Source organism: Reyranella sp. (assembly GCF_036558665.1).
In the GTDB taxonomy this organism is placed as follows: Bacteria; Pseudomonadota; Alphaproteobacteria; order Reyranellales; family Reyranellaceae; genus Reyranella.
Genome location: NZ_DATBFE010000068.1, coordinates 42,806 through 53,907, shown reverse-complemented (window position 1 = coordinate 53,907; position 11,102 = coordinate 42,806). Strand labels below are relative to the sequence as shown.

Below are 11,102 nucleotides of genomic sequence, written 5' to 3'. Positions count from 1 at the left end.
ATGATCTCGCCAAGCTGCATGTTGAACATCGGCACCAGACCGCCGAGCGGCGTGAAGCTGTCGTGCATGGCGTTGACGGCGCCGCACGAGGCGTCGGTCGTCACCGCGGTGAACAGGGCGGAGTTGGCAATGCCGAACCGGGTCTCCTTGCCCTCCATGTTGCCGCCTGCCTGCATCGGCGAGGCATGCGTATCGACACCCAGCGCGGCAATCTCGGGATTACCGGCAGATTCCGCGCAGTAGGCCATGACCACGCCGCCGAGGAACAGAAGGCCCATGACGGCGAAGACCGCCCAGCCCTGGCGCTGATCGCCCACCATGCGACCGAAGACGTTGGTAAGGCCCGCCCCGATCGAGAAGATCAGGATCATCTCGATGAAGTTGGTGATCGCGTTCGGGTTCTCGAATGGATGGGCGGAGTTGGCATTGAAGAAGCCGCCGCCGTTTGTGCCCAGCATCTTGATGACTTCCTGCGACGCCACCGGGCCCTGGGCGATCACCTGCCTGGCGCCTTCGAGCGTTGTCGCCTCGGTATAGGCCGAGAGGTTCTGCGGCATGCCCTGCCAGACGAAGAACAGCCCGACGACGATCGAGATCGGCAGCAGGATGTAGAGGGTGCAGCGCGTGAGATCGATCCAGAAGTTGCCGATACCTGCGGCCGAGCGGCGCGCGAAGCCGCGGATGAGCGCAACTGCCAGCGCCATGCCGGTCGCGGCCGACACGAAATTGTGGACCGTGAGCCCGGCCATCTGAACCAGGTAGCTCATGGTCGTCTCGGGCACGTAGGACTGCCAGTTGGTGTTGGTGTCGAAGCTCATCGCCGTGTTGAAGGCGAGCCCCTCCTCGACCGCCGACTGACCAACCGGATTGAACGGCAACAGCGCCTGGAAGCGCTGCAGCGCATAGAGCGTCAGGAATCCCGCGAGGCTGAACAGCAACATCGCCACCGCATAGGTGACCCAGTTCTGGTCAGCGCGCTCCTCGACCCCGCTCAGCCGATAGAAGGCACGCTCGACCGGACCCAGCACCGGCGACAGGAACGTGCGCTGGCCGGCGAAGACACGGGTCATGTAGCCGCCGAACGGCTTCACGAGCAGAATGACGACCACACTGAAGAGCGCGATCTGGAACCAGCCGTTGAAGGTCATGGAAGTATGTCCTCAGAAGCGCTCGGGGCGCAGCAGGGCGTAGGTCAAGTAGACGAGCAGCCCGAGCGTCACGGCACCGCCGAGGACATAATCGATCGGCATAGTGGCCTCCTTACAGCCGGTCGCAGGCGTAGGCGTAGGCGATGCCCAGGAAGAACAGGCCGCAGCCGACAGCGATCAGGATGACGTCCAACATGGCTTGCTCTCAGTCGCAAGGCGGGGTTGTCGCGCCTGAAGGCATAGGGAATCGAGAGGACAGCGGACACCTGCCCATAGGATTTTCATAAAGAAGTGCTGTTAGACCCTAGGGCATGGTGGAAAGATCAGTTGATCCGCATCAGCCCACCGTCAGCGAATACCCCACCGATCCAGAACGAAGGCGATGATCGTCACCACGGTCATGTGGGCGGCGAGCATCAGGGCGATCTCCAGCAGCAGTTCACCCGCGCGCGGCGTCTCTTCCTCGCAAAACCAACTGTCTTGCATGCGCGACGACGCGGCGGCGGGCGCGCCGCGGCAGGCTTCCTTGGTTGCGATGGCGCCACTGCTCATGGCTTCTCCTCGAAGCGATCGCACCCCTTGCGATCGACATCGGATGTGGGCGCACAAGCTATAGGAAATCGAGAGCACTTCGCCCGCTGGCGCATATAGATCGCGCGTTATTTCGCATGGATTTCCGTACGGATTTCCTAGGGAAATCCTATGAGGCTACGTGATCTAGACCATGGATTTCTTAAGCAGAAGGCGTGTCCTTTCCCCGCGTTTCCGAGGGGCCACGAATGAAGAGAACCGCGCTCCGCGCCGTTGCCGGTATCGTCGCTTTCACTGCTCTCGCGTCTGCGGGACATGCTCAGGACAAGCCAACTGCCAAACCTTCGTCGTGGTGGGATGCGTTCTCGATCAGCGGCCATGTCGAAGGTGGCGCCACCTACAACACCTATCCCCAGCCCAACGGTCTCAACTTCGGCCAACTCCTCACCGACAAGACCAACACGCCCCTGCTCAACCAGGCGCTGGTCACCCTGCAACGGCCGCTCGACCCCAAGGCTACCGGCTACGACTTCGGCTTCAAGTTTCAGGCGTACTATGGCACCGACGCCCGCTACACCCACTTCCTCGGCGAGTTCGATGAATCGATGGATGGCATCGGCCAGCTCGACATCGTCGAGGCCAACCTCCAGTTCCACCTGCCCTGGCTGACCAAGGGCGGCATCGACGTCAAGATCGGCGAGTATGTGACGCTCGAAGGCATCGAGGTCATCTCCGCTCCCGACAACCCGCTTTATTCCCACTCCTACATCTTCAACTTCGGCACGCCCTTCAAGCATACCGGCGTGCTCACCACGGCCCACGTCGACGACTGGCTGGATATCTATGCCGGCTTCGATACTGGCTTGAGCACCACTTTCGGCTGCTGCGGCCTCTACACCGGCGATAACAATTATGGCGTCGCCTTGCAGGGCGGCTTCGGCTTCAACCTGCTCGACGGCGCCCTTACCATCCTCGCCACCACACACATCGGTGCCGAGAACGCCAACACGCCAGCCATCCAGGCCGCCTGCAACTGCGACCCCAACACGGCCCTGCGCTATCTCAACGACATCGCCATCACGTGGAAAGCGAGCGACAAGCTCACCTTCATGGCCGACCTCAACTACATCCGCGACGACGGCTTCAAGGCCGACGGGTACGGCACCGCCCTCTACGGCATGTACCAGATCAACGATCTCTTCAAAGTCGTCGGTCGCGCCGAGATCTGGCGCGACAACTCCGGCTTCTTCGTCGCCGCCTTCCCCGGCAACCTCGACTTCGTCAAGGCCGAGCACGGCGATCCCAGCGCCACGATCATTGCCGGCACGCCGACCACCTATGCCGCGTTCACGCTCGGCCTCAACGTCACACCCGGGATCCCGGCCAATCCGGTCGTCAAGGCGCTGATCTTCCGCCCCGAAATCCGCTTCGATACCTCGCTGAACGGAACCACGCCCTTCGCCGGCGGTACCAACTCTTCCCAGTTCACCATCGCCTCCGATGTCATCATCAAGTTCTGAGCGAGGTTCTCCTGCTGTTCCCGGCTCCTTGCAGGCCGGCAGATTCAAGCTGACATGGGACGGGCATAAGAATCCGATTGACCGGCCCGCGTAGCGGAGCAATACCCGCCCGCCGTGCCCGGCGCCTTTTCTGCCGGACGGCAAAGGAAGGCCCCTCCCAGTCAGATGCCCAGGAATGGAACGTCCGCTTCGGTGAGTCGCAGGCGCCTGGCGGGCCTCAGCCTCGCCGCGCTCGGCGTCGTGTTCGGGGATATCGGCACCAGTCCTCTTTACACGATGAAGGAATGCTTCAGCGAATTCACCGGGCTGAAGCCGACGCACGAGGACGTGCTGGGCATCCTGTCGCTGATCACCTGGACGCTCATTATCGTGGTCACGCTGAAATACGTGACCGTCGTCATGCGTGCCGACAACCGGGGCGAAGGCGGCGTTCTGGCCCTGATGGCACTGATTGCGCGCCGTGCCGGACTTCCAGCCGGCCGCCGAAATTTCTACGTCATGCTGGGGATGGCTGGCGCCGCCTTGTTCTACGGCGACAGTCTGCTGACACCGGCGGTCACCGTGCTGAGTTCGATCGAAGGGCTCAACGTTGCCACCCCTGCCTTCCAGCCCTTGGTCGTGCCGATCGCACTCGGCGTGTTGGTTGCTCTTTTTTCCGTCCAGCGGTTCGGAACCGGCGGTGTCGGTCGCCTGTTCGGCCCGATAACCCTGCTGTGGTTCTCGACCCTCCTGCTCCTCGGGCTCTGGCAAATCGTCCAGACGCCTCAGGTCCTGGCGGCGCTCTGGCCGCTGTACGCCGTCGACTTCGCGATCCGTCACCGATTCGTCGCCTTCGTCGCTCTCGGCGCCGTAACGCTGGCCGTGACCGGAGCGGAGGCGCTCTATACGGACATGGGTCATTTCGGCCGCAAGCCCATCCGGCTTGCATGGTTCGGCGTCGTCCTGCCCGCACTACTCGCCAACTACTACGGACAAGGCGGGCTGTTGCTGGCGGATGCAACGGCGCTCGAAAATCCATTCTTCAGGCTGGCGCCGCAATGGGCGCTCTATCCCATGGTGGTATTGGCGACCGCCGCCGCCGTGATCGCCTCGCAGGCCACCATTTCAGGCGCGTTCTCGATGGCCCAGCAGGCGGCCTTGCTGGGCCTCAGCCCCCGCGTCCGCATCCAGCACACCTCGGCCAGCGAATTCGGCCAGATCTACGTGCCGGCGATCAACTGGATACAAATGTTCGGCGTCGCCATCCTCGTTCTGTCGTTCAAGTCGTCGTCCAATCTTGCCGCTGCCTATGGCATCGCCGTCACCGGCACCATGCTGGTGGATTCCATCCTCGTCTCCGCGCTGGCACTGCGTGTCTGGAAGTGGGGATGGCCGCTGACGATCCTGGTCTTCGGCGGCTTCATGACCGTCGATGCAACCCTGATGTCGGCGAACATGCTGAAATTCCTCGAAGGCGGCTGGGTGCCGCTGGCGATGGCGATCACGATCTTCGCTGCCATGTGGACCTGGATGAAGGGTCGGATGGCGGTTGCCGCTCGCGAGCAGGAAGGCTCGCTACCGATGGAGACGCTGCTCAGCAGCATCAATCCCAGCCGGGTGCATCGTCCTCAGGGCACCGCGGTCTATCTCACCGCCTTCTCCGGCAACGCGCCCAACTGTCTTCTGCACAACCTCAAGCACAACGAGGTCCTGCATGAACAGGTTGTCCTGCTGACGGTCGAGGTGCCCGACGAACCCTACGTTCCGCCCAATGCTCGCGCCCACGTCGCGCATCTCGGCAAGGGCGTGCATCACGTAGTACTGCGCTACGGCTTCATGGAGCAGCCCGACGTGCCGCGTGACCTCGCGCCCTTGGCTGAGCGTGGCGTGCCGGTCGATCCCATGCGCACGTCCTACTTCGTCGGCCGCAACAGCTTCGTGCCGGCCACCAAGCCGCTTCTGCCGCGATGGCAGGAAAAGCTGTTCCTGGTGCTCGCCCGCCTAGCCTCGAGCGCCGGCGACTTCTTCGGCCTGCCGGCAAATCGCGTGGTCGAGCTCGGCAGTCGCATCGAAATCTAGAATCTCTGGTCGCGATTGCGACGCATTTTCAACAAGATTTTCGGACGCGCCGTCAGGAGGTTCGACGCTCCGAGCTCCCCGGGTGCCAAAGCGCACCATAAACAAGTCCGATTCGCCGCTGATATGCTGGCGCTCTACTGAACGGCGTATGGGAAGAATGGGCGAAGGCCCGACTCTTATCCTCACGACACGACTGGGCGTTCGACCGTTGGGCGTGCGCGGCGAGCCGTTGCATGCCGCGGCCGGCCAGCTGCTGTCGGTTGTCCGACGCCGTCTGGGCGATGGGCCGGCCGATCTGCTCGCCGAACCGCAATTGCGCGAGTCGGGTGATGGCATCGACTGGTATGCCGCGCGGTCAGGCACTGTCCGCCGATTTGCGGCACTCACCGAGGGCGAGCGCCGCGATGCGTTGCGCACCGTCGACGGGCATCTCGAGGCCATTCGCGCACTTGGTTCGCAGCTCTCGGCCTCCGACTCGAGCGACGAGGCGCGTCTCGTCGGGCGGTCGCTGCACCTCGCCACGACCCGGCCGTCCAACGACTTCATCTTTTTGGTCGACGGGCAGCCCGTCATCGCGGCCTGGGGTTACGAGGCCGACGCTGCCGCGAGCCTGCAAGGAATCTCACCGCCATCGCTGCCTCCGGTCGCCATGCCATCAGCCACGCTGGCCAGTGCGCCGGCACTGCCCCGGGAGGCACGATGGGGCATGGCGCCGTGGCTCGGGGCGCTGCTGTTCGGGCTGCTGCTGCTGCTTGCGCTGCTGATCGCTTCGTGGCTGCTGCGCGCCTGTGCGCCGGTCGATCCGGCGACGAACGTCGCTACCCTGGAGACTCCGCCGCCACCTGCGCCACCACCGCCGCCCGACCCTACGCCGGTACTGAAAGCCTCGCTGAATGACGCGCAGACCGACGAGAAGAGCCTGAGAGCGCAGCTTGCCGCCCTCGAGACCGACCTCAAGCACAAGGTCGAGCAATGCAAGCCGGTCGAGCCGCCCAAGCCTCCGCCGCCGCCGGTTGCCAAGGCGCCACCGCCGGCGCCGCCGCAGCAGCACGCCACGGCGCCGCCCGTCACCCAGCCGCCGCCGGGCATGCTGCCCTGCAACTGGTCCGGCGATTCCGGTGGCGAAGGCGTCACGCGCAATCGGCACTACCTTGGCGACAAACCCGGATTCGTAGCGATCAACTACAACCTCTATGTGAAGCCGGACGACATCAAGGTGATCTATCGCGGCCAGGTGCTCGCCGGCACCGGCGGCCCGCGCAGCGGCCGCGGCGGCTTCGGCTTCGACTGGAATCCCGTTGCAGGGGATTATTCGGTGGACGTCATCGTAACAGGAGAGATGTGGGGCACGCGATGGACGTACGCCATGTCCTGTCCGCGCGGCGGACGCTAAGGGGAGGCTGATATGGCCGGACCTCTTCTCAGCAGTGAGCCGCTTCAGCGCTATCGCGCGCTCGGGCTCGCCGGCGATCCGGTATGGCGCGCGGCCGGCCAGTTGCGCGCCGCCATCGCGCAGCGACTGTCCCGCGAGCATGCCGATTTGCTGGCTGTTCCCGAGGTCGATCCCTCGGGCCGTCGCATCGACTGGTATGCGCCGTTCGATGGCGACGCGCGGCAACTCGCCGACCTTGGCGAAGCCGAGCGCAGCGCGGTTCTCGACAAGGTTCGCCGCCTGCATGCCGATCTCGCCCGCCTCGCCGAACGGATGGAAGCGCCTGAACGGTCTGGCGCCGAGCGCAATTTTGCCAAGCTTCTACGTCACGCGCTGACTGCGCCGGGCGAGGAAACGCTGCACGTGGTGAGCGGCAAGCCGGTCATGACCTTCTGGGGTTTCTCGGCCGACGCAGCGCTGCCCGGCGTCTTCCTCGCCAGCCCGCCGAAACCGCCGATGCCGGCCAGCTCGGTGCCCGATGCGGTCGTTGCTTCCGCTCCCGCCGCGGTACTCAGTCCGGCAATGCGCTCCTCGTGGTGGCAGTGGTTGGTCCTGGCTGCCGTCCTGTTGCTGCTGCTCGCCCTACTCGCCTGGATCGTGCGGCCCTATCTGCCGCACATCGAGCCGCAACTCGAGGCGGAGGCGCGCGATCGCGCTCTCGCCATGTCGGTGCGCCAGCCGCTGGAGCTGCAACAGGCGCGGATCGGGACGCTGATCAAGGACAACGAGAACCTGCGGCTGGAGCTGGCGCGTCTTACGGACGAAGTGGCGCAGCGCGGCGGCAATTGTTCGACCGGCGTGATCGGCCCGGGCGGCGTGATCGTCGGCAGCATGAACGACTCACCGATCGAGCGCCGGGCGGAAGCCGATGCCAGGAACGGCCCCGACGCAAACGTTGCCGACAAGAACAAGGCCAAGGGTCCCGACGACAAGGGCATCGGCGACAAGGGTGCTCCCGACAAGACGACGAACGGGGCCGACAAGGACAAGCAGTCGGCAGGCAGGAAGGATGAACCCAAGCCGATGGTGGTGCCGCCGGACGCCAAGCAGAAGCACGATCTCGCCTTCCTGAAAGGCGACTGGCGGTCGCGCACCAGCCTGGCCACTCCCCAAGGGGAGAAGAATCTCCATCCGTCCTACACGCTTGACGACAAGGGCAAGGGCAAGGTGAGCTTCGTGCAGCAGGACGGATCGACCTGCGAGGCGCCGGCGGAAGCGCGTTGGGACAGTGGCAAGCTGGTGATCGAGGAGAAATCCAATCCCAAATGCACCGATGGCCGGACCTACGCCCGAAACATCGTCAATTGCGAGATCGGGCAGGATGGCGTGGCCCAATGCAATGGCAGCCAGCCCGGCGACAAGCGCAGCTACAGCGTGCAGATCGGCCGTTGATTTCCTACACTTCACACCCCAGTTGCACAGGCTTCCCCGCATATAGGCATCTATGAGCGACCTTGCCCGCCTGCCGAGCTATCCCAGCCCGACGACGCTGATCGCCCGTTCCGGCATTCAGTTTCTCGACTTCGGTTTCGACCCGGTGCGCCTGCGCGTGCGCGAATGGGGCTTCCACGACAGCGCTGCGGCCAAGGCGATCGACGATCTGGTGCAACTCGACTTCGACGAGGTCCGCGGCCAGTACGAGGTGGTGGAGGCGGGACGCCGACGGCCGGCCGAACCCAACCTTGTGGTGACCGCCAAGGACGCCCTTGCACCTTTTCTCGATAAATGGGTGCCCGTACCGTTCCTGCAGGTGCGGCCCAACAACCAGTTCCGCGAAGGTCCCGCCGACTGGGCGCGTATCCGCGTGATCGACCTCGAGGCGCGCTTCGGCGCAGGGTTTCGCGACGAGCAAGGCCATCGCTACCGTGCCGTGCTCGCCCTCGACACCGGCCTGATCGCCGAGACCGAGGGTCGCGCCTATCTCGCTCCCTCGTCCAAGGACGTGACGTCAGGCGCCTTGTTCGCGCTCGCCCCCCAGCAGCGCGCCAACCATTGGCTCTTGCGCCAGAGCTGGCTGAACCAGTGGCTCGAGGAGCTGTTCCGCGAGCTTCATCCGCGGGCGACCCTCGAGGAGATCGAGGGCGACATCAAGCAGAAGCGGCAGGAAGCCAGCGCACGTTATCTCGCCTTTCTCGGCCTGCTGGCCGAAGCGATTCCGTTTCCGCCGATCAAGCTCGTGGGCGACGCCGAGCGCCCCGGCCGCGGCGCGATCGAGGTCGACCTCGTGCTCGATGTCGGGAACTCGCGGACCTGCGGCCTCCTGATCGAGGCGGCGGGCGAACTTGGCGTCAATCTCAACGATTCCTACGAACTTGCGCTGCGCGACCTCTCGCACCCCGAGAGCGTGCATATGAAACCGTTCGAATCGCGCGTGGAATTCGCCCAGGCCTGGTTTGGCAAGAACCATCTGTCACGGCAGGGTGGCAGGGCGGACGCCTTCGTATGGCCGACGATGACCCGTGTCGGCCCGGAAGCGACGCGGCTCGCCGCCCGTCGACGCGGCACCGAGGGCAATACCGGCATGTCCAGTCCCAAGCGCTACCTGTGGGACGAGGATCCGCAGGCGCGCGAATGGCGTTTCAACATCGCCTACGCGCAGGACCAGACCGCAATGCCAGCGGCCGCCGGTCCCATGGCGCAGCTCATCAACCAGAAGGGTGAGTCGCTGCATCTCGTCGAACCGGAGGCGGACAGCGCCGATCAGCTGCCGGTGTTCGAGCCGCTCTATTCGCGCTCCTCGATCATGACCTTCGCGCTGTCGGAGATCCTCTTGCAGGCGCTGACGCTGATGAACTCGCCACAGCAGCGCGGCCGGCGCGCCCATGCCGAGACACCGCGACGGCTGCGCCGCATCGTGCTGACGCTGCCTACCGGCATGCCGCTCGCCGAACGGTTGATCTTCCGCAAGCGTGCGGAGGCCGCCCGCGACCTCGTCTGGATGATGATGGGCTGGAAGCTCGACGACGCCGACGCGCCGCCTCCGCGTGTGCTCACCGACTGGGACGAGGCAAGCTGCACGCAACTCGTCTATCTCTATACCGAAGTGGCACGCAATTTCGGCGGCGACGCCCGGCGCTTCTTCGAGATCGCAGGCAAGCCGCGCGGCAAGCCGGCGGACGGCACGCTCAGCATCGCCAGCATCGATGTCGGCGGCGGCACGACCGATCTCATCGTGAACAACTATCGTCTCGAGGGCGCAGGCACCTCGGTTACGCTGTTTCCCGAGCAGAAGTTCCGCGAGGGGTTCAATGTCGCCGGCGACGACATACTGCTGCGCGTCGTACAGAGCCATGTGCTGCCGCCCGTCGAGTCGGCCATGCGCGCTGCCGGCATCGCCAATCCGGCCGATCTGTTGGCGGAGCTGGTGGGCGGCGATCGCGGCGGCGAGGATGTCATTCAGCGAAACCTTCGCCAGCAGTTCGCGCTTCAGATCGCCCATCCAATTGCGCTCGAGCTCCTGAACGCTGCAGAGACCTACAACCCGACGTCGGGCGTGCTGGCCGCCGAGCCGCGGCCGTACGACTCGTTCTTTCCCGGAGGCGCCAAGCCATCCGAGGAGGTCGTCGGCTTCGTCAACGAGGCCGCGCGCAAGCGCGGGGCCAAGGACTTCGATCTCAGGGCGACCGTGTTTCCGGTCGATCTGCCCGGTCTCGACAAGACGGTGCGGGCCGAGATGGCGCGTGTGCTCGCGCCGCTCGCCGAGATCGTCCATGCCTACGATTGCGACATCCTGCTGCTGTCGGGTCGGCCGTCACGCCTTCCCGGCATCCGCGCGCTCCTGATGGAACTCCTGCCGTTGCCACCTGAGCGGGTGATCGCACTGCACGAGTATCGGGTCGGCGCCTGGTATCCGTTCCGTGACGCGCGGCTCCGGGTCGAGGACCCCAAGACCACAGTGGCGGTCGGCGCGATGATCGCCGCGCTCGCTCAGTCGCAGCTCCCGGACTTTTCCTTCCGCTCCGACCTGCTGCGATCGAAGAGCATCGCGCGCTTCATCGGCAAGCTCGATGGCGGCGGGCGGCTGCAAAAGGAGGATCTCGTCTATCGCGACGTCGACCTCGACAATCGCGAGTACGAACTGCCCGAGGTCACCTTCGACTTCCGCGGGCCGATGTGGCTCGGTGCCCGCCAGCTCGACCTCGCGCGTTGGCCGGCGGCGCGACTCTATGCCCTCGAGTTCGCCAGGCCCGAGTACGCGGAGCGCCATGCGCGCGAGACCCCGTTCAAGATCGCGCTCGCACGGGTCAAGCCCAGGGACAAGGACTCGACCGATGTGGAGCGTTTCCGTCTCCGTCAGGTCGTCAATCGCGACGGCCGCGCCGTGGCGCTCGACCGTCTGACGCTGCGCCTGCAAACGCTGCCGCGTCGTGAGGGCTACTGGCTCGACACGGGCATGCTCAAGACCGGGTAAAG

General features: G+C 65.0%; 8 protein-coding genes. 5 read left to right on the top strand and 3 right to left on the bottom strand.

What is annotated here, in order from left to right; genetic code table 11:
• The 3 genes from kdpA to VH499_RS10795 all read right to left on the bottom strand — a co-directional run.
• The coding region (gene kdpA / locus VH499_RS10805; RefSeq protein WP_332052735.1) for a potassium-transporting ATPase subunit KdpA at window positions 1–1,148 on the bottom strand (1,148 nt) is incomplete at its 3' end.
• Window positions 1,149–1,160: 12 nt separating this feature from the next.
• Complete coding sequence (locus VH499_RS10800) at window positions 1,161–1,250, bottom strand: K(+)-transporting ATPase subunit F (RefSeq protein WP_332052734.1); 90 nt, start codon at window positions 1,248–1,250, stop codon at window positions 1,161–1,163.
• Window positions 1,251–1,496: 246 nt separating this feature from the next.
• On the bottom strand, window positions 1,497–1,700 hold the full coding sequence (locus VH499_RS10795; RefSeq protein WP_332052733.1) for a hypothetical protein: 204 nt from the start codon (window positions 1,698–1,700) through the stop codon (window positions 1,497–1,499).
• 227 nt (window positions 1,701–1,927) lie between these two features.
• Here VH499_RS10795 and VH499_RS10790 point away from each other — a divergent pair, with 227 nt between their 5' ends.
• The 5 genes from VH499_RS10790 (at window position 1,928) to VH499_RS10770 (ending at window position 11,100) form a co-directional block, all read left to right on the top strand.
• The gene (locus VH499_RS10790) at window positions 1,928–3,199 is read left to right on the top strand and encodes an outer membrane beta-barrel protein (protein WP_332052732.1); all 1,272 of its coding nucleotides are present in this window, start codon (window positions 1,928–1,930) and stop codon (window positions 3,197–3,199) included.
• A 165-nt stretch (window positions 3,200–3,364) separates the two neighbouring features.
• The gene (locus tag VH499_RS10785) at window positions 3,365–5,257 is read left to right on the top strand and encodes a potassium transporter Kup (RefSeq protein WP_414709773.1); all 1,893 of its coding nucleotides are present in this window, start codon (window positions 3,365–3,367) and stop codon (window positions 5,255–5,257) included.
• 157 nt (window positions 5,258–5,414) lie between these two features.
• Complete coding sequence (locus tag VH499_RS10780; protein WP_332052730.1) at window positions 5,415–6,650, top strand: hypothetical protein; 1,236 nt, start codon at window positions 5,415–5,417, stop codon at window positions 6,648–6,650.
• Window positions 6,651–6,662: 12 nt separating this feature from the next.
• The gene (locus VH499_RS10775) at window positions 6,663–8,081 is read left to right on the top strand and encodes an SrfA family protein (RefSeq protein ID WP_332052729.1); all 1,419 of its coding nucleotides are present in this window, start codon (window positions 6,663–6,665) and stop codon (window positions 8,079–8,081) included.
• A 52-nt stretch (window positions 8,082–8,133) separates the two neighbouring features.
• A complete protein-coding gene (locus tag VH499_RS10770) occupies window positions 8,134–11,100 on the top strand; it encodes a virulence factor SrfB (RefSeq protein WP_332052728.1) in 2,967 nt (988 codons plus the stop codon).
• Window positions 11,101–11,102: the final 2 nt, after the last annotated feature.

Coding starts and splice junctions, on each gene's coding strand:
- VH499_RS10800 (WP_332052734.1), bottom strand. CDS start 1,250: ATGCCGATCGATTATGTCCTCGGCGGTGCCGTGACGCTCGGGCTGCTC.
- VH499_RS10795 (WP_332052733.1), bottom strand. CDS start 1,700: ATGAGCAGTGGCGCCATCGCAACCAAGGAAGCCTGCCGCGGCGCGCCC.
- VH499_RS10790 (WP_332052732.1), top strand. CDS start 1,928: ATGAAGAGAACCGCGCTCCGCGCCGTTGCCGGTATCGTCGCTTTCACT.
- VH499_RS10785 (WP_414709773.1), top strand. CDS start 3,365: ATGCCCAGGAATGGAACGTCCGCTTCGGTGAGTCGCAGGCGCCTGGCG.
- VH499_RS10780 (WP_332052730.1), top strand. CDS start 5,415: ATGGGCGAAGGCCCGACTCTTATCCTCACGACACGACTGGGCGTTCGA.
- VH499_RS10775 (WP_332052729.1), top strand. CDS start 6,663: ATGGCCGGACCTCTTCTCAGCAGTGAGCCGCTTCAGCGCTATCGCGCG.
- VH499_RS10770 (WP_332052728.1), top strand. CDS start 8,134: ATGAGCGACCTTGCCCGCCTGCCGAGCTATCCCAGCCCGACGACGCTG.